Consider the following 19340-nt stretch of genomic DNA (forward strand, 5'->3'; position numbering starts at 1 on the left):
CCAAAGGCCTCATCAGCACAACAAGGGATTGGCTCCTGCGCGAGCCGAAGAACAGCTTAATTTACTGTCCGGAATTAGTTGACCACTACAGATTGCCTTTCATGGTTCTTACAGTTTGATCATGAATTCAATGTACTCTTAGAGCGAAGTACGTCAGACGTACCTATCGCCGAATGTTCCGATGATGACCTTAAGATACGGGCGGTGTGGCGCCAAGCCTTGTTAGAGGTATTGGATAAGCTCAGTTCTAAGAAGTCTTTTAAGGAATACCTCAAAGACTACTCAATAACCCACAGTCTGGATATTCGCCCGGAGAAACTCGTTGGGATAAGGAAAGAGTTGGTTCAAGCCGCCCAGGCCATGGATACCAACCGCTTACTTGAGTTGTCGGCTGAGGTCGAGGCATTCAAGACAGAGATTGAACCTGCGACTAAATCTTACCTGGAGGACGTTCTCGTTCTGGGGCGTGTTTCAAAGCAGGTGGAAGAGGTTCGGGTCTGCCAAAATAAAGGGATTGAGCTGCATGTGAAACAGTTATCGGACGATGATGAGCGTTCAAATAGACTACAGATGTTGGATGCTGAGAACGCTCGTCTTGAGGAGAAAGTTACAGACTTATGTGGCTTATTACACAAAGAACGTAGCCATAATCTGACTTTAAAACGCACCTTTGAGTTAGACAATGAGGAAAAGGGACTTTCAGTTCAGAGTCCTTTGTATCGAGCCCTAAGTGAAAATGTAACGCTGCTCGATGTACTCGAAGTTCTGGATCAGCTGTTTCCAGGTACTGTCGTTGTGCTCGATAGCGCGATGGAGAGCGCCGCCGAATCGTCTTACCAAAATGTACGTAAAGTCATTGATATGCTGTTGAAGCTTTGTGGTCCGTACTACCAGGCCATTGTTGTAGATGGATGTCCGGATACTACGGCTAAAGATATTCTCGGAGCAAGTTACCGCGCCCAGGAATCAGAGACAACGCTTTCTATTGCAAAGCTGCGTGCGCAACGTGAGTTTAAGTTCGATGGAAAGGATGTTCTTTTCAAACAACATTTGACGCTTGGTGTGCGTCGTGATGAGAGGTCATGCATCCATGTCTACTTCAAGATTATCGACCGCAAGATGGTTATAGCGTATGTCGGAAAGCACTTGGAAACGTCGAGTTCATAGTGCTACTTCAGGTTCTTGGTCAAAGCCTAACTTTCTAGACAGCTCATGGCTTCTCACAGTGCTACCTTTTGCGTTCATTAGGTCTGAGAGTTACGTATAGGTACCTTAGAAAAAGTCTTTAACCAACTGCTGCTGTTGGTTAAAGACATTAACGCGGGAGCCTATGTAGTGAGAGCTCATAGCTTATTGATTATTAGTGGTCTTACTTAACGACTTTATTGTTTTCGCACACAGGCCTTTTTGCATCCCCTATTAAAACTCAGAGCCCTGAGTATCACCCTAAGAAAGCTGCTATGGATGTGGTTTTCCTGAGCTTTGTCGTAGCGCATTACGGGGATCGCCACGAGAATGTCGGCGGCAATAATCGGCCCCAAGCCAACGTCGAGTGATGAAATGGTTTTTTGTTAGGCCGCTACTTTTATCGATTATGCAACTTTACCTTGTAAATTGAGTGCACTTCCCGTGCTCAGTCGTTCGACTCTTCATATTTTTAACCAATGAAATGCTAATGCAATTGAATATGAGAAGGATTCGCATATAATGTTTCAGATTCAACAGCCGCTTCAATAAGCTTTCCAGTTTGCACCGATGGCATCGAATAGGCATTAGTTAAGTCCTTGTTACTCGGTAGATTATGTAACGGTTGTCAGAAAATCATTCTTACTCATTTGTCGTTTGTGAAGGATCCATGAAACGATTTACCAAGGCTTTCCTTACCGCAAGTATGCTCGGGCTCGGGATTTCCGTGTCGGCAGTGCTACCCGCCAATCCGTTGACTAACAGCGAAAACAAAGCATCTGCATCTCATATGGCGGCGCAGAAATCTCAGTCTCGTATCGATCAATTGGATCTCGCTAACCGTGATGCGCGTACTAAGTACCTGAACAATGCACGCATGGCGGATGTGATTGAGGCATACAACCGACAGATGCAGTTGCTGGTTGCTTCCCAGGAAAGCGAATTGTCGGATCTGGAACTGCAGCTTAAATCGATTGAAGAGACAGATAAGACAGTACTACCGATGCTAAACAGCATGGTTGATACGTTGCAGAAATTTGTGGCTGCGGACCTACCATTTCTTATCGAAGAGCGGACGCAGAGAATCGCCAAATTGAAGGCTGTGTTGTTGCGCGCTGATGTTAGTGTTGCAGAGAAGTACCGCCAGATTCTAGAAGCGTATGTGGTGGAGGTACAGTATGGCCGCACATTTGAAGCCTATAGCGGGCATCTGACAGCGGATGCCAGCCGTCGTCAGGTGAACTTCCTGCGTTTGGGGCGCACCGCGCTGTATTTCCAGACACTGGGAGGACAAGAGAGCGGTATGTGGCTGCCGTCTGAGAATAGCTGGCAGGCGTTGACCGAAGAACAGAATCTGACTTTGCGCAGGGCAATACAGATTGCACAACAACAGCAAGTACCAAGTCTGATTAATCTGCCCCTACCGTTTCCGGAGGTGCGCTCATGATCAAACAGATGGTTATCGGGGGGCTTCTGGGTGCTGGCGCTGTGGTTGTTCAGGCAACAGAGGTACCACACAATCTGGATGGACTTCTGCAAGAGGTGCGTCAGTTCAGTAGCGCCGATGAAGTAGTAAATCGGCAGCGAGAACAGCTGTTTGATGCGGATCTGAAACAGCAGCAAGTGTTGCTGGCAAAAAGTGAACAGCGCTTGCAGGCAGCGGCAACGGAACAGGAGCGACTGAAGAACGCTTTTGATGCAAACGACCTGAAGCTGGCGGAGATGGAGTCTTTGATTCAGCAACGTGCCGGACAGCTGGGTGAGGTGTTTGGCGTTGTCAAAGAGGAGGCCGGCGAGCTGCGTTCTGTGTTGGAGGATTCACTGGCCAACGCCGAATATCCGGGGCGTGCTGACACTTTGGCATTCACGGATTCCAAGCGTGTACCTTCGTTACGAGAACTAGAAACACTTTGGTACCAATTGCAGTTAGAGATGATGGCCTCCGGTCGAATCAGCCGCTTCAACGCACCAGTGGTGAACGACGATGGAAGCGTAACCGAGCAACCGGTGGTTCGTTTTGGCCTATTTTCTGCTGCAACCGAGCAGGGAGATTATCTGAGCTGGGATATACAGCAGCAAAGCCTGACCGTATTGCCAACCCAGCCTGATGGGGCGATGCCGCAATTGCTCGCTTACCTGTCGGGTGCCAGCAACGAGATTCAAATAGACCCGACGCGTGGCCAACTATTTAGGCTGCTCGACCGGCAGCCAAAGTTATTCGAGCGTGTGCAGCAGGGCGGTGAAGTGGGTTACATGATTCTTGCTCTCGGGGCATTGGGGCTGTTGGTCGCGGTCTTGCAGATGTTGAATATGCTTTACAGCGAGGTGAAAGTGCGGGCTCAGCTGAATCGGGCCGATAGGCTAAGCCAAGATAACGCACTGGGCCGTGTCCTGCTGGCGGTAACCAAGCATAACCTGACACAAGAACAGCGGGAGCTGAAAGTGGATGAAGCGATATTGCAGGAACTCCCGGGCATCGAACGCGGCCAGAGTTTTGTGAAATTGCTGGCAGCGGTGGCTCCTCTGTTGGGATTACTTGGAACCGTCATCGGCATGATTGCAACCTTTCAGAGCATCACGTTATACGGAACCAGCGATCCGAAGCTGATGGCTGGCGGAATATCACAGGCGCTGATTACAACCGTACTGGGGCTGGTCGTCGCGATTCCGCTGCTATTCTGCCACAGTTATCTTGCAGCGCGTGGTCGTCGAATGACCCAAATCCTGCAGGAGAAGAGTCTAGGGCTTTTGGCGGATACGCAGCCGGCTCACATGGATGAGGTGTTTGAGCGTGCTGCCTGAATTGCCGGGGCTGCATGACTGGCTGTTTGCATTGGGACAGTTTTTCCACACTGGTGGTTGGGTACTGTACCCAATTCTGGTTGTCAGCTTTCTGATGTTCGCTCTCATATTGGAGCGTGTTATTTACTGCGTGGTCGTTTATCCAAGGCAGAAGACGTACACCGTTTCGGTGCTGGTGTCCGCGACACTGGCAGTAAAAAAACGCAGCCAGTTGTGTGATCTTGACCTTGCGCTCAAAAGCCAGTTTGCCCTGATCAAAACCCTGATTACGCTGTGTCCTCTCATCGGCTTGCTGGGTACGGTGACCGGTATGATCCAGGTCTTTGATAGCCTGGCCCTTTACGGTACCGGCAATCCCCGACTGATGGCAGCGGGAGTTGCCAGTGCAACCTTTCCTACCATGAGTGGTATGGCAGTGGCTGTTGCGGGTCTACTGTTTCACAACCGGCTATCGCGCTGGTCTGAAGTTGAACGCCAAAAGCTACATCTTGTGCTGAACGAAAATCAAGGAGTGCGGTGATGCGTCAGCGTTTGAATCTATCGCAACAGCAGGATGATGCAGAAATAAACATGACGCCAATGCTTGATGTCGTGTTCATTATGCTGATCTTTTTCATCGTCTCCACTTCCTTTGTGCGGGAATCGGGCATCGACGTGAATCGACCGAGTGCGCAGAGCAGCGATACGCAAAGCAAGAACGCCGTGCTGGTGGCAATTACGGCTGATGACGAGGTTTGGTTGGACCGTAAACCGTTGGATCTGCGCATGGTACGTCCGGCAATTGAGCGATTACGCAGTGATCAGGCAGAGATCAATGTTGTCGTGCAGGCCGATGAGGCATCCAGTACCGGGCAATTGGTGAAGTTGATTGACCAACTGCGCTTAGCAAAGGTTCAGTACACCGTGGCCACTCAGGTGGGCGAATAAGCATGATGCGGTTGTTGGTTTCAGCGCCTCTGGCGTTGTGTCTGTCTCTACTGCTCTTTTATGGGCTTGCTCTGATGACCTCTGTGGGAGACAGGCAGGCTCTGTCTACAAGACAGAATCCCGCGCTGGATTTTCTGATGGTGCGGCAGGAGTCTGCGATTGAGGCACGTGAACGTGTGCTCCCGCCGGAGCCGGAAACGCTAATGCCGCAACAGGAGCCCGACATACCTCCGTTACAGCCGCAGACCACCACCCGTCTCAGTGTCGAGCTGCCTGATATGGCAGTGCCGGATATCAGTACGGGGATCGAGGTGAGTCTGTCACCATCACTTCACAACCTCTCTCTGGCCACGCAATCAATGCAGCTGAACACCAGTCCGACAGTGCTGAGCCAGATTCCACCACGCTATCCGCATCGCGCTTTACGCCGCCGTCAGGAAGGGCGAGTTGTTGTGGAGTTTATCATCACGGAGCAGGGCACCGTTAAGTCGGGGTCCGTGACGGTGGTGGAGTCCTCACCGCCGGGGGTCTTTGATCAAGCTGTAATGAGTGCCATTCAAGCTTGGCGTTTTGAGACTCGTACCGTCAATGGTCAAGCAGTGCCGTTCAGGGCGCGTCAGGAACTGGAATTCAGGCTGGAGAAATAGGATGCGTCACTTTCTGATTATTATTCTCCTGCTGCTAGCGTCACCTGTGAGTGTTGCCTCACAATTGCCGCAACGGGACTATCAGTTGCTTATGCAAGCTTCCGATCTCATCGGAGCTGAAAAATACGCTGAAGCATACGCTCACCTTCTCTCGGTAAAAGAGAAGGTGAGTAGCACATATGCCCGCGCCCTGGTGTCCCATAATCTGGGGCAGGTGGAGGTAAAGCGTGAACGCTATAAGCAGGCTTTGGGGTATCTGGGTGAGGCTTATGCGCTTAATGTGTTGCCCAGAGGGCAACAAACTAGTCTGTTAAAAAGCCTGGCCCAGTTGAACTGTATTGAGGAGCAGTGGGAGGATTGCATCGGGTATTTGAAGCAATGGATGCTTAAAATGCCGGATAACGTGAGTGGTGAAGATAACCTGTTGCTGGCGCAAGCCTATAGCCAAACTGAGCAGTGGAGTGAGGTTATAAGTCCGATATCCCGTGCGATTGATAGCCGTGAGGTCGCCCCGGAGAGCTGGCATCAACTGAAGGTCATCGCTCACAGTCGCCAGTCTCATTGGCGCGCTGCGATTCGTGAACAAAAGCGGTTGATCAGTCGCTATGCAGATAGGCCGGGGCATTGGCGACAACTGGTGTCTCTGCACTTGCAGGCAAAGGATCACAAGGCAGCGCTTGCGGATCAACGCATAGCTTTTGAACGGGGAGTACTTCGAGAGCGCAATGATTATCATCTGTTGGCACAGATGATGTTGCGAGCACAGATACCCTATTTTGCGGGTCAAGTATTGGAGAAGGGGTTGGCGCGGGGCGTTTTAGAACCAGACGCCAAAACCTTGCGGCTACTGAGTCGCAGTTGGATCCAGGCTCGTGAGAGCACTAAAGCCGTTAACGCCTTGGAGTGGCTCAACGATGTGGCCCCAACCGAGCAGAGCCTGGCGCAATTGGCTCGCGCTCAGATTGACCTCCAGAAATGGTCAGCGGCACAGCATACTCTGCAAAGGGCGATAGAAAGCAGTCAGGGCGAACAGGGGCAGCTGCAGTTATTGTTGGGTATTACCAGGATAAAGCTCAAGCACTACGATAAGGCGCGTAAAGCCTTGGTTGTTGCAGCCAAAGATAAGCAGCTGAAAACGGCCGCAGAAGGCTGGGTTAGTTATCTTGATCAGATCAGCCCTCCAGCGTGAGTTGACCATTTCCCACCGTGCTTCCCGGATAACCGCATAAGGATGCAGCTATCAATTCAGTGCCACCAGTGTCGGACTGCCGGCTATCGGATCCCGGTGGATCTCCGCCGTAACATCAAATACGGAGCTTACCAGCTCTGACGTAAAAATGTCGGCGGGTGAACCTTGGCGTTGCAGTTGGCCGTGCTTCAGCACTACCAATTCGTCGCAGTAACGACATGCCTGATTCAAATCATGCAACACCACCACAATAGTTTTGCCGGCCTGATTCAGTTGGCGCATCATCTGTAACAACTCAATTTGGTGGCAGATATCCAGCCAGGTCGTGGGTTCATCGAGCAGTACCAGCTCCGTCTGCTGTGCCAGAATCATAGCGATCCAGGCACGCTGACGTTGTCCGCCTGAGAGGGCGGAGGCCGGCTGGTCGGCTAATTCGGTCAGACCAACGTGCTCTAGGGCATCTGAGACGATCTGCTCATCCTCGCCTGACAGTCGACCCCAGCGTCCACACCAAGGTGCCCGCCCGTAACTGACCAGGTCCCGAATACTTATTCCCTCTGGTGTTATCGGAGACTGAGGCAAAAGAGCGAGATGTTGCGATACGGTGCGGCTATTCTGCAGGTGTATGTCTTCACCACGTAACCTCACCGTACCTCGTTCCGGTGTTAGCACACGAGCGATCGTTTTTAGCAAGGTAGACTTGCCGCAACCGTTCGGCCCGATTAGAGCGGTAATCTTGCCGGCACGGATCTCCAGGTCGAGATTGTCGATCACAATTTGCTTGCCATAACTCAGGCGCAGGCCTTCAATGCTCAGATAACTCATTACCAACCTCGATATCGCAACATCAGGAACATAAAATACGGCGCGCCTATAACAGAGGTCAGGACTCCGGCGGGCAGCTCAATCGGTGGGGCCAGTGTGCGGGCAGCGATGTCTGCACAGAGCAATAATGCGGCTCCCAGCAGGGCGGCGGTCGGTACCAGTAACAGGTGACGGCCACCGACCAGCAAACGTGCCAGGTGGGGAGCAACCAGGCCGATAAAGCTAATTGCTCCACATACCGCCACACTGATGGCCGCTAAGGCGACTGCGGTGCTCAGCGCTAGCAGTCGCACTTGCCGTACCTCCGTGCCCAGGCAATGTGCGGTGTCGTCCCCCAATGCCAATAGGTCCAGCTTCCGACTTAGGGTCAATGCAAACGGTATCAGTACCAGAAAACACGGGAGAAGGAGCCAGACATGGGACCAGCCTCTGCCCCAAAGGCTCCCGGTGAGCCACACCAGAGCTGCATTGATCTGTTGTGGCTGGCTACTCAGGAGCCAGTCGACCAATGCGCCGAACCAGAAGCTGAGGGCGATTCCTACCAGTACGAGGCGCGACGGTGAAAGAGCATGATCACCTGTCAGCCACAGCAAGAGAAGCAGTGCCAACAGGCCTCCGATAATAGCTGCGGGGATTAGCCAGCCATACGCTAGTTGTGGAAACAGCAGCAGTGTCGTGGTTGCTGCCAGCCCGCTTCCGGCTGTAACACCGATCAGGTCCGGCGAGGCCAGTGGGTTACGTATCACGCCTTGGGTGAGCGCACCAGCAATGCCCAGAGCCGCTCCAGCCAGTATTGCTATCAGCACGCGTGATAGGCGTAACTCCTGTAGCACCCAGGTGCTCGTCATTGCCTGTTTCAGGTCCAGTGTACCCAACATGACACCTGCTATTGCCAACAGCAGCAATGCACCGGCAATTATTCCCATACGTAGCGCCATTATGCGGTCCTCCCTTGCCGACGTGACAGCCAAATAAAGAATGGTGCACCCAGCAGGGCCAGGACCAATCCTACAGGCGTTTCTGTGGGAAAGATCAGCAGTCGTGACAGGTAGTCCGCCCAGCAGAGTAGAGCTGCTCCCAGCATCCCCGTTGTTGGGAGCAGCATGCGGTAGTCTTGTCCTACCAGCAAGCGTGCCAAGTGTGGCACCAGCAGACCCAGAAAGGCGATTGGGCCGCTTACGGCGACCGCAGATCCAGCCAGCAATACCACGACTGCCGAGACTTGTAAGCGTAAGCGCTCAGGTGAACCGCCCAGGCCAGCTGCTGCTTCATCTCCCAGCGCTAACAGATTTAATTTCTGGCTCAGGAGAAGCGACACTGAGATTCCGAGCAGTACCGCAGGCCAAAGTTGCTGCCAGTGGGTCCAGTCTGTATCAACTAGCGAGCCAGCTAGCCAGGAAACTACGGATTGGGCCTGTTCATCCAGAATTAGAAGGGTACGGGTGAGCGCAAGAAACAGGGCATTTACCGCTACACCCGCCAGGATCATGCGAGAGGGGTGTAAGCGGCCAGTGGTACCACCGCTTAACAGAAACACAGCAGCGCCTGCCAGCAGTGCCCCCAGCATTGTTTGTATCAAGAGGGGCATATCGGATAAGAGCGGGATACTAATGGTTTGCCCAACCACCAACAGGCATGCAGCACCTGCGTTGATTCCAAAAAGTGTTGGTGACGCCAGTGGATTGCGCGTGATGCCTTGCATCAGTGCCCCGGAGATTGCAAGAGCGGCTCCTACGGCGGAGGCAATCAACACGCGTGGCAGTCGGAGGCTGAGAATAAGTTCTGTCGCCAGGGTTTGGTTGCCTGACAGAGCCTCCCAGAGGTGCCGTAACTGCAGATTGAAGGTTGACCCGCCAAGCAAGGCGGTAACAAAGCCACTGGCCAAGAGTAAGAACAGCAGCGAGAGTGGCAAAATCGGTTGGGTACGAAAATACATCAGTCAGATCACCGAACGTGCTCTTGGTGGACCTGCATGACCATCCGACATGCTGTTTCTCTATGACTGATCCTCAATATCGAGCGTAAAGGTGAACGGGATGGATATAGCGCTCGGCAATGACCTGGAGACAGGTTCAATCTACGTAGAAGGTTTGTCCGGATTTCGGACTGAATAGAGTTATAGGTCAACGGAATGCTCGCCTTTCCCTGCTGGCATGCCAGGATACTTTTGTGGGTGCGTTAAGTAATTTTGATAAGCAATATGATAATGATTTGTATTTACTGTGGCAACTTTGTAATGGATACTCTAGTGAGGGTTATGGCGCCGCGGCAATTGACCCGGTGAAACACGGATAGTGTATTGGATTTTCCCATTGGCTCTGGCCAAAACGCAGGCCCGCTGGATTTAACGATAATTACGCCCGTCGACCAGTACCAATCTATTCAGGCTGTTTAGGGAGTTGAACGATGACGCATTTACAGTGGGTGTGTGGACTGCTTAGTGTAGTTCTGATCAATGTTGCATGTGCTCAGCCGCGATCAGAGGCCGGATGGCGGGAAGCACCCCCAGCGAAGTCGCCACGTGTGGTTGTGCTGGAGTACTCCTTCCTGGATGCGGCTATCTTGGCTGGCATCAGTCCTGTTGGTGTTGCGGATGATCGTCGTGAACAGCGTATTTTGCCGGATATAAGGCAGCAAATGGGGGCATATCGGTCGGTTGGGTTACGCGGGCAACCGGATCTGGAAACCATCGCAAGCCTGTATCCGGACCTGATCATTGCTGACCAACTTCGTCACCAGACCATCTACGACAAGTTGCAGGCTATTGCGCCAACAATTCTGCTAGCTAGCTACGGGGCCGGGTATCAAGAGTTACTGCTGGATGCTCGAAAGATAGGCAAAGCGCTGGGGCGTGAGGGTGAGGTAGAACAGGCGTTGCGGCAACATCATCTGACCATGGATCGCTACGCAGCGCAGCTGCAACGTTTATTAAAAGGACAGCGCCTGCTATTTGCTGTTGCAAGTCATAAAAGTGTTACGTTGCATGGCAGCCGGGCCTTTGCCAGCGGCGTGCTGCGACGTCTTGGGCTTAATAATGCGGTCCCACAAAACGATAACAGGCCATATATCCCGGTCGGTCTCGAACAGCTGGCGGGCATCAATCCCGATTGGCTCTTGCTTGGGGATTACGTGTCTCAGCAGGGTGGTGCCGATATCCTAAAGCGCTGGCAACAACATCCTGTCTGGTCGTATTTGGCAGCGGTCAATCAGCGGCAAATCGTTCAGGTCGACCCCAACGCATGGTCATTGGGTCGAGGGATTTTGGGTGCAGAGTTGATTGCCAAAGACGTACTAGACGCGGTGCAGCGTTAATTCAATGGGGCTTTCTGCAAGGCCCAGGCTTAATCCCCCTCCTGCTGGACCCGCGGCGAAATTTCATTCACGACGGGGTGTCTGCATTGGTACGAAGATAGAGATGTTTTGATGAAGCTTGGGTTACGAAAAGTAATTAATAATCATATGTAACTGGTAATGCGAATTATTATCATATAGTATTCGGTCGTGTATGTGAGCTTCCTCCCTCATCGGGTGGCTGTAACGTGCTCATGTAAAAGCTTATTTTCGCGTACCTAGGGAGAGAGGGCACATGGACCCGACGATCGCTCAGAACACATACGATGTGAATAGTTTTCCGGCCTTACAGCGTTTTCAGGTGCAGGCAACACGCAAATGTCTGCAGCAGTTACTGCAGGCAGCCTTGAGAGAGCAAATGCTGAGCTTTGTTGATCGTGGTACAGGAGAGCTGGTTGTGCCAATGTGGCGCAGCCGAGCTATGTTGCTGCTAAAAGGCGTTCGCCAAGTTTCTCTATGCCGCTTCGAAGGGTTTGAGGGTATCGAGCTGATCGGTCATGGATCGGCAGAGAGTCGCGAGCTGAATGATGTACAGGAGCTATTGGCGCTTCTTGCTGTAGAAGCCGGGGCCTGCTTGGCAGACAACGATTGGCGGACTCTGAAAGAGGAGCTGAATAACGGCATTTTCAACAATGCGATGTGTCTGGCCTACCGTCGACGCTGGAATGATGAGTTAGCCCAACAAGTAAAAGACGCTGGCTGTGAAAGTTTCTGGCTATGGGTTCGTGCAGGTGGAGTGGGCAGTGATCCTGCGTTGTTCTTTGAGCAGTGGGCTGCCATCGGACATCCTTACCATCCCTGCTCCAAAACCAAACTAGGATTGAGACCCGCCGAAGTTCTGCAGTATTCACCCGAGTTTCGTGGCGGTGCCAGCGTGCGCTTGGCCGCTGTCCGACGCAGCCATCTGCATGTGCAGCTGAGAATGGATCAAGCTGACACTGCAGTTGATTGGCTGGCCGATCACTATCCAGAGTGGTTGGCACAGTGGCAAGCAGAGTTGGCTCAGCGTGGGTTTGATGCCGATGAATACGCACCGGTGCCAGTGCATCATTGGCAGGCGGAAACGGTGATCCCGCGGCGCTTTGCAGCGGATATCGCGGCGAATCATATCTGTATGTTGGATGGCCCGGAGATGACCACCGGGGCGACCATGTCGTTCCGCACGATGGCACCGATCAATCAGCCATTGGCACCGCATATCAAGCTGCCGGTGGCGGTGCAGGCGACCAGCGCTGTACGCACAGTCTCACCTGCATCCGTGCAGACCGGACCACAGGTCACAGAGATTTTGCAGCAGATCTGCGCGCGGGATGAACATATCGGCACAGCTTTGAGAATTCTGCCAGAGTCGGTCGGAATGCACTTGCGTCGACCAGGCGCAGACGTACATGACGATGATATGCGCTTCCTCTCGGTACTGTTCCGCGGTAGCCCGGCGAGCTGCATCGAAGCCGGCGAAATCGCTCTGGCTGTGGCTGCCTTGTTCGTGGACAGCCCGGTTACTCGAGAGCCTTTGCTGAAGGAGATTTTAACTGCGGCCGGTGCTGACGATGAGCCGGCTATCATGCAGTACTTTGCGGATTATGCATCGCGAGTGCTGGCAGGGCATCTGGACCTGTTCCTGCGCTACGGTATCGCACTGGAAGCGCATCAGCAGAATGCCGTAGCAGTGTTTGACCAGCAACATCGTTTGACCCGAGTGCTTGCAAGGGACTTTGGTGGAATCCGAATACATGCTCCCACCTTGGCGCAACATGGTTTTGAACTGAAACCCTATCCGGGGGCAGTAACGGTCACCACTGATGCGGAGGAAGTACGCAACAAATTCCTGCATGCAGTTCTGCAGGGGCATTTGGGCGAAGTTGTTCTCTGTCTTCATCGTACTTTTGGTATCGCTGAAACAACGCTGTGGCAATGTGTCCAGCAAGTAATCGTTGATCGCTTTACCGATCTGCAGCCGCACGTTCCGTCAGAACGCTGGCAGACGGAGTATCGCGCCATCCTGGAGCAGGACTGGCAGCTGAAAGCGCTGACCCGTATGCGATTGGATGAAACGTCGCATCACTACATTTACATCGACTTACCGAACCCGCTGCAAGGGCTGCCGGATGCAGGCTAACACAGTACACAGACGCTCCCTCTGGTTCCTGTGGGGCGGACAGTGTATAGCCATTGCGGCGATGGAAATGAGTGGGCCATTCTGGCCTCTCTTCCTGCGTGATCAGGTTGGGTTGCAAGGTGAGCTGCTGTTGCTGTGGAGTGCGGCTCTTATCGCCGCACCGATGATCACTGCATTTGCCACTGCCGCGTTCTGGGGACGGATAGGAGACCGTTACGGTCATAAATGGATGGTGCTCAGGGCTTTGCTGGGATTGGCACTCACCCAATGGCTGATCGCACAGCAGGACTTGATCCTTATGATCTTGTGTTTGCGCCTGTTGCAAGGGGCATTGGCGGGGGTAATCGCTGCTGCAATGGCTTACGGCCTCCATCTTTGCACGGAAAATACCCGCAGCCGTACTCTGGGCTATCTGCAAAGCGCAACTGCCGCCGGAACTTTACTGGGGCCGGTGGTAGGGGGGCTGGTCTCAGACCTGTGGGATTACTCTCAGATCTTTCAGTTTGCCGCCGCAGCCTGCATAGCAGTTGCTCTGGTTATGCTGGTTGCCCTGACGGATGACCGTAAACAGATAAATTCAATCACGCACCCGAACGAAGCCGCCGCACCACACTGGCAGCATGGAAAGGTGATTGTGCAGGGACTGTTGCTTGCGCTCGTGATCTGCCAGGTGGCCCGTATGATGCCACAATCGTTCTTCGCCCTTTATGTGGAAGACAGCTTAGCGGTTAGCAATATGCTGATCGGTGTGTTGTATGGCGCGAGTGGGCTAGCGATGCTGGTTGCAGCCCCGTTATGGGGCCGGAGGCTGGATGGTCAGCGTAATGACACGGTTCTGCTGCAGGCATCGGCTTTGGCGTTGTTCAGTGCCCTATTGATGTTGCTGCATTCCTTGGAACAGAACCTGTGGAGCTTGCTGGTCTTGCGCTTTGCCTGGGGGATCTGTCTTGCGGCAACGATGCCTACTTTATTTGGTTTACTCAGCCGTCTTCGTGCGACGTCCGGGCGCAGTGTGGGGCCAGGACAAGCGGCGGTCAAACTTGGCAACTTCAGCGGATACCTGCTTGGAGGGCTGGTGGCGGCTCTTTACAACAGCACTCTGGCATTTGGCGCGGTGGCATTGACCTATCTGCTGCTGGCGTTGTGGTTGTGGTGGCTGCGTAAACTCATCCTTTCTCAATACCCGAATGAAAAAGAGACCGGCCATGCTACACCCGTTTGACGATATATCACCGGCAGACGCGCGTGCCTTGGTGCGCAATTTTGCCTCTCCTTTATATCTGATTTGTGAGCGTACCCTGCGTACGCGATTCGCGGAGTTGAAAAATGCGCTGCAGCGTATGACGTGCAACGGTACGGTTGCCTACTCCTACAAAACCAATCCGCTGCATGGCTTGATCAACCTGCTCCATCAGGACGGTGCCTGGGCGGAAGTTGTATCCGGCCACGAGTACCAGTTGGCGAAGAGCCTTGGGGTGCCTGCGCAGCAGATCGTGTTTAACGGACCTGCGAAAAGCGATGAAGATCTCGCCAACGCTGTTGCCGACGGCTGCATACTGAATGCCGACAATAAGGCCGAGCTGAAGCGTTTAGCTGCGTTGGGGGCAACTCTGAAACGCCCCGTACCCGTAGGAATCCGGCTGGTGGTTGAGCGTTCCGATGAAGCATGGGGCCGATTTGGTTTTGATTGGCACAGTGGTGAGGCGTGGCGTTGCATTGAATGGATCTACACCCAGCCCGGCTTGCGACTGGCCGGTTTGCATTGCCACCTGGGGACCAATATCCGCGATCTGGAACGGTTCCGCCACATGGGGATTACCATGGCTGAGGTCGTGGTTCAGTTGCGCTCGAAATTTGGTACAGAGCTTGACTGGCTTGATATCGGTGGGGGGCTGGCGGGAATAAGTCCGCGTTGGGATGAATCACGTAGTGAAGTATACGCCCCCATGTGTGCCGAGCAATATTTGCAGGCGGTGTTGCCGCCTTTGCTGGAAGTGGCCCCCAATACCCGCATTATCCTTGAACCGGGACGCACTCTGGTGGATGCCTGTGGTGGCTTGCTGATGTCGGTCATTGGCGAGCGCGGTGACCACAACTGGATCGTTGATGGTGGCATTAATGTATCGCCTACGGTGCGAACCTACCGTCACCCGATACGTTTGGCTGCAGGTGGCAACCTCAATGGACGCCAAGTCACGACTCGCTTGCTGGGTAGTTCCTGTATGAACCACGATTGCATCACCGATCAGGCGCAGTTACCCCCTTTGCATAAAGATGATCTGCTGCTGATGCATGGGCTGGGCGCCTACAACCTCTCCCGAACAGTTCCTTTTATCCACTTGCGTCCTGGCTGTGTGCTGTGGCGCGGAGCTGGACAGATGAGCGAATGGCTACGGTTGCCGGAGCAGTTCGCTGACAGTCAGTACCTTGAGCGCATCCCATCCCCGTTGGGAACGCTTTAAACACCGGTTTCCCCGACCAAAAAACTTTGAATTCATACTATAAACAGGAGGTTTAATGTTAACCGAGTCCTTAACCCGCAAAGTGGGATTGATTGTAAGCGTCGCGCCGCTGACGCTGGCGGTGTCTGCAGCGACTGCTGCAGCGACCGAAAAGTCGCCCACGCAAGATAACGACACGATTATGGTGGTCGGGAACTGGCTGGACGATGCCGACCCGGAACTGGTCAAAGCCCATGCCGGTGCGCGCCATGTGGTGCGCGAGGAGCAGATTGAAGAGAGCGGAGCGAACACCGTGGCAGAAGCGCTGCGTCTTCTACCCGGTGTCCAAGTGCCGGAAAATAACGGGACCGGCAGTGGTGACTTTGCGCTAAATATTGGCCTACGTGGTCTGGGGTCACGTCTGACCTCTCGGGCAACGGTACTGCTCGATGGCGTGCCGCTGGCTAACGCGCCGTATGGACAGCCGCAACTCTCGATGGCGCCGATCAGTCTGGGAAATATCAAGGCGATTGATGTAGTAAAAGGCGGTAGTGCTGTACGTTACGGTCCACAGAATATAGGGGGGGTAGTGAATTTTATCACCCCGGCCATTCCGGATGATGTTGCTGGCCGTCTGGCGTTGCGTTCCGAAATGTCTACCAGCGATGGTGAGGAGAGCCGCCTGAATGGCAGCTTCAGCATCGGAGGTACTGCCGAAAACGGCGCCGGTGCGCTGCTGAGTTACAGTGGAGATCACGGTGACGGTTTCCGCGAAAACAATGACCAGGATATCGATAACCTGTTATTGAAATACACCGTCCCGGTTGGTGATACCTCCCGCATTGAGGGACGGATTAATCTGTATGAAGCGGAGGCCATCTTGCCAGGACCACTGAGCAGCGCTGAATTCGATGCGGACCCGTTCCAGTCCACACATTCATTCGAGCGTTTTGATGGTGACCGTCAGGAGGTGACTGCACGCTACGTCAACGAGATCGACGCCCTGAGTGATCTCGAGGTAGGGGTATTCGCCAGCGACAGTTTCCGAGAATTTACGTTGGCCAACGGCAACGACAGCAGCTTAACCCGGCTTGATCGCCTGCCCCGTGAATATCAGGTATTTGGCATTGAACCTCGCTTCTCACGCGTGAGCGTTGTGGGGGACAATACCCACGAATGGTCCGTTGGCTACCGATATATTCGTGAAGAGAGTAACGAGAAGCGTTACCGTCGCTCCGGTGCTGCTGGCTTTGATCCAACGTCAGTTGCAGAGGTACTTAACCGCAACACGGATGGCGAAACCGACGCACATGCGCTGTATATCGACGACCGCATCACGCTTGGCAACCTGGAGCTGGTGCCGGGGTTGCGTTACGAGAACATTTCGGTATCACGCACCAACCTGCTCACCAATTTCACTGATGATGAGGATTACAGTGAATTACTGCCATCTGTTAGCGCGAGCTACAGTCTAAGTCCAAGTACATTGCTGTATGCCAACGCCAACCGTTCGTTCGCTGCGGTGGGGCACCTGGCGTTGTCGACTGCCAGCGACTCCTCTCTGGAGCCAGAGCGTTCTGACCTGTATGAAATCGGTGCCCGCTATGAGTCCGGTCCGTTGGGGCTGGATAGCACATTATTTTACATCGATTTCGATAATCAGATTCAGTACGATGCCAGTGTCGGGGCCAATGTAAATATCGGTTCTACCCGGCATCGGGGCCTGGAACTGGCGCTTAGCTACGACCTGTCTGAATTGGTTCTGGCGGGGCTGTCTGTTGACGGTAGCTATGCCTATACCCAGGCTAAGCATACCAGTGGCGAGAATAGCGGTAACGACTTGCGTCTTTACTCACGCCATACAGGGAGTGTGGGGCTGAACTACCGTCAGACAGATTGGCGTATGAACCTGCGCGGTTTTGCACAGTCGTCACAGTTTGCCGACGACGCCAACACTGTTGCTGCCAGTGCTGACGGCGCAAATGGCAAGATCCCGGGCTTCAGTCGTTGGAACCTTTCTGCACAGCGTGATCTGACCCTGGCAGGTCTGGATACCCAAATCAGCTTTGGTATCAAGAACCTGTTTGATAAACGTTACTTTACCCGCGCCAGTATCGAGAACAACGGTGGTCTGTATGTAGGAGAACCGCGCACAGCGTACATCGAAGTGGCAACCACCTTCTAATAGCGAGGCATAAGAACCGCAGCGTTGGCCGTTCCTCGGCACAGGGGGATGGCTACGCTGTGTATTTAAGGCGAACTGCTATATCTGAACACTTATCGCGACAGGCATATTTCCCTGGGCAACAGGCTATTCTGTCTACGGTCCCGATTCCTCATGACCGGCTTGGGTTGCTACTGAAAACCAGGCGGTTTTGTCGCTGACATACCCGGCACATGTAAAAAGCTGGTGCCGTCCATTTCCTGCTGCCCGCTCAGATAGATCAAGTCGGGCGTAAATCTTACTGAAGGCTCAAGAGTAATGAGTGCCTACTCTATCTAGGATGCAATGATGCGGGTTCACCCTTTATCTATCAAAGATAGGATCATGCGGGCATCGTGTTTATTAGGCGTGCTCCGATCAGGATTTGCTTTCTTCTGTATAGGATAAATTTATCCTGGTTGATATATGCTAAGTTTTTAATTATATCTTGTGGATAAAACAGAAAGCGGGTGCTGTATATGCGATTTACTCTGAAGCAATTGCGTTATTTCGTTACCGCAGGGGAGTTTGGCAGCGTTACCAAAGCGGCCGAAACCCTGCATGTTTCGCAACCTTCGATCTCCTCGGCAGTACTTCACCTGGAAGAAGTTACCGGTCTGCAGCTGTTTGTGCGTCACCATGCACAGGGGTTGTCACTCACCCCGGCGGGACGCCAGTTTATTCTGCGGGCCAAGCAGCTGCTGGCAGATGCTGAAGGTTTGGGACACTACGCCAATACCCTCGGCGAAGAGGTGGCGGGATCGCTGCGTATAGTTGGCTTTCCAACGTTCACCCCGATGTTGCTACCGTCATTGATGCGTCGTTTTGTGGATACCTATCCGGAAGTGAACATTCAGTGTGACGAAAGCCACCAGAAAGATATCATCCAAAGCCTGATGGACGGCCGTTATGAGCTGGCAGTGACCTACGATCTGCAGATCCCTGCGGATATCGAGTTTGAACCGATCATGCAGTTCCCGCCCTATGCGTTACTGTCGGTCGATCATCCTCTGGCCGATCGCAGCGAGCTGTCTCTGAATGATCTGGTGGAGTACCCGATGGTGCTGCTGGATTGGCCGATGACGCGGGATTACTTCTTCTCTTTGTTTTTGAGCCAGGATCTGGAACCGGACTTTGCCTACAAGGCTCAGTCGTTGGGTATGGTGCGTGGTCTGGTGAGTAACGGCTTTGGTTATACCCTGGCGAATGCGCCACTGGTAAACAACAAGGCGTTGGACGGGACAGAGCTGAAGGCGATCCCGTTGACGGGTAACCTACGCCCGCTGCACCTGGGCGTGGCTAAGATTGCCCAATTCAGGCTGACGCCTGTAGCGGTGGCATTTATCAAAATGCTGAAGGAGCGCTCGGCGGAACTGTCCGAAGTGATCTTCACCGATAAGCGGTTCTACCGAAACTTGTAGGTTGTCCCTCCGTTTCTGATTAAGCCCGGCCTTTGTGCCGGGTTTTTTATTGTCCGTAACCCGCGTTGCTGCCGCGGCGTTCGTTGTAGGTTGGTCTTCGCTACGCAAAGCCCAACAGTTACTGAGTAATGTTGAGTGGACTTGTTGGGCATCGCTTCGCGATGGCCAACCTACGCTATTGTTGGAGCCCGCAGCCGGCTAGCCTGTGCTGCATAAGAAAAAATAATGCA

General features: G+C 53.3%; 16 protein-coding genes. 13 read left to right on the top strand and 3 right to left on the bottom strand.

The window, feature by feature from the left end:
* The first annotated feature begins 204 nt into the window (after window positions 1-204).
* From QKW35_RS09095 to QKW35_RS09125, 7 genes are all read left to right on the top strand, one after another.
* A complete protein-coding gene (locus QKW35_RS09095) occupies window positions 205-1167 on the top strand; it encodes a hypothetical protein (protein WP_282352482.1) in 963 nt (320 codons plus the stop codon).
* A 688-nt stretch (window positions 1168-1855) separates the two neighbouring features.
* A complete protein-coding gene (locus QKW35_RS09100; RefSeq protein WP_282352484.1) occupies window positions 1856-2632 on the top strand; it encodes a DUF3450 domain-containing protein in 777 nt (258 codons plus the stop codon).
* Window positions 2629-3987 (top strand): MotA/TolQ/ExbB proton channel family protein, encoded by a 1359-nt coding sequence (locus QKW35_RS09105; RefSeq protein ID WP_282352486.1) that lies wholly within the window; start codon window positions 2629-2631, stop codon window positions 3985-3987. Before QKW35_RS09100 ends, QKW35_RS09105 begins: the two co-directional genes overlap by 4 nt.
* Complete coding sequence (locus tag QKW35_RS09110; RefSeq protein ID WP_282352819.1) at window positions 3977-4507, top strand: MotA/TolQ/ExbB proton channel family protein; 531 nt, start codon at window positions 3977-3979, stop codon at window positions 4505-4507. Before QKW35_RS09105 ends, QKW35_RS09110 begins: the two co-directional genes overlap by 11 nt.
* A complete protein-coding gene (locus QKW35_RS09115; protein ID WP_282352487.1) occupies window positions 4507-4914 on the top strand; it encodes an ExbD/TolR family protein in 408 nt (135 codons plus the stop codon). Before QKW35_RS09110 ends, QKW35_RS09115 begins: the two co-directional genes overlap by 1 nt.
* 2 nt (window positions 4915-4916) lie before the next feature.
* Window positions 4917-5561 carry an energy transducer TonB gene (locus tag QKW35_RS09120; protein ID WP_282352488.1) on the top strand — a complete coding sequence of 215 codons (645 nt, stop codon included), beginning with the start codon at window positions 4917-4919 and terminating at the stop codon, window positions 5559-5561.
* Window position 5562: 1 nt separating this feature from the next.
* Window positions 5563-6750 (top strand): tetratricopeptide repeat protein, encoded by a 1188-nt coding sequence (locus QKW35_RS09125; protein ID WP_282352489.1) that lies wholly within the window; start codon window positions 5563-5565, stop codon window positions 6748-6750.
* Between the two features lie 51 nt (window positions 6751-6801).
* Here the strand turns inward: QKW35_RS09125 and fecE are convergent, their stop codons facing one another.
* The 3 genes from fecE to QKW35_RS09140 are packed head-to-tail and all read right to left on the bottom strand — an operon-like array spanning window position 6802 to window position 9511.
* Window positions 6802-7575 carry a Fe(3+) dicitrate ABC transporter ATP-binding protein FecE gene (gene fecE / locus QKW35_RS09130; protein WP_282352491.1) on the bottom strand — a complete coding sequence of 258 codons (774 nt, stop codon included), beginning with the start codon at window positions 7573-7575 and terminating at the stop codon, window positions 6802-6804.
* The gene (locus QKW35_RS09135; protein WP_282352493.1) at window positions 7575-8513 is read right to left on the bottom strand and encodes an iron chelate uptake ABC transporter family permease subunit; all 939 of its coding nucleotides are present in this window, start codon (window positions 8511-8513) and stop codon (window positions 7575-7577) included. Before QKW35_RS09135 ends, fecE begins: the two co-directional genes overlap by 1 nt.
* The gene (locus QKW35_RS09140) at window positions 8513-9511 is read right to left on the bottom strand and encodes a FecCD family ABC transporter permease (protein WP_282352494.1); all 999 of its coding nucleotides are present in this window, start codon (window positions 9509-9511) and stop codon (window positions 8513-8515) included. The genes QKW35_RS09135 and QKW35_RS09140 overlap by 1 nt, the downstream gene beginning before the upstream one ends.
* A 470-nt stretch (window positions 9512-9981) precedes the next feature.
* On the opposite strand from QKW35_RS09140, the gene QKW35_RS09145 reads away from it, so the two are divergent.
* The 6 genes from QKW35_RS09145 to QKW35_RS09170 all read left to right on the top strand — a co-directional run bounded on the left by QKW35_RS09145 (window position 9982) and on the right by QKW35_RS09170 (window position 19110).
* Window positions 9982-10887, top strand: coding sequence for an ABC transporter substrate-binding protein (locus QKW35_RS09145; RefSeq protein WP_282352495.1), 906 nt, complete (start codon window positions 9982-9984; stop codon window positions 10885-10887).
* A 274-nt stretch (window positions 10888-11161) separates the two neighbouring features.
* Window positions 11162-13045, top strand: coding sequence for an IucA/IucC family protein (locus QKW35_RS09150; protein WP_282352497.1), 1884 nt, complete (start codon window positions 11162-11164; stop codon window positions 13043-13045).
* A complete protein-coding gene (locus QKW35_RS09155) occupies window positions 13035-14267 on the top strand; it encodes an MFS transporter (protein WP_282352499.1) in 1233 nt (410 codons plus the stop codon). The genes QKW35_RS09150 and QKW35_RS09155 overlap by 11 nt, the downstream gene beginning before the upstream one ends.
* Entirely contained in the window at window positions 14251-15507 is a 1257-nt protein-coding gene (locus QKW35_RS09160; protein WP_282352501.1) for a type III PLP-dependent enzyme domain-containing protein, read from the top strand. The genes QKW35_RS09155 and QKW35_RS09160 overlap by 17 nt, the downstream gene beginning before the upstream one ends.
* Before the next feature lie 55 nt (window positions 15508-15562).
* Window positions 15563-17671 (top strand): TonB-dependent receptor family protein, encoded by a 2109-nt coding sequence (locus tag QKW35_RS09165; protein ID WP_282352503.1) that lies wholly within the window; start codon window positions 15563-15565, stop codon window positions 17669-17671.
* 497 nt (window positions 17672-18168) lie between these two features.
* On the top strand, window positions 18169-19110 hold the full coding sequence (locus QKW35_RS09170; RefSeq protein WP_282352505.1) for a LysR family transcriptional regulator: 942 nt from the start codon (window positions 18169-18171) through the stop codon (window positions 19108-19110).
* Window positions 19111-19340: the final 230 nt, after the last annotated feature.

Source organism: Pontibacterium granulatum, from assembly GCF_029961155.1.
GTDB lineage: Bacteria > Pseudomonadota > Gammaproteobacteria > Pseudomonadales > Balneatricaceae > Pontibacterium > Pontibacterium granulatum.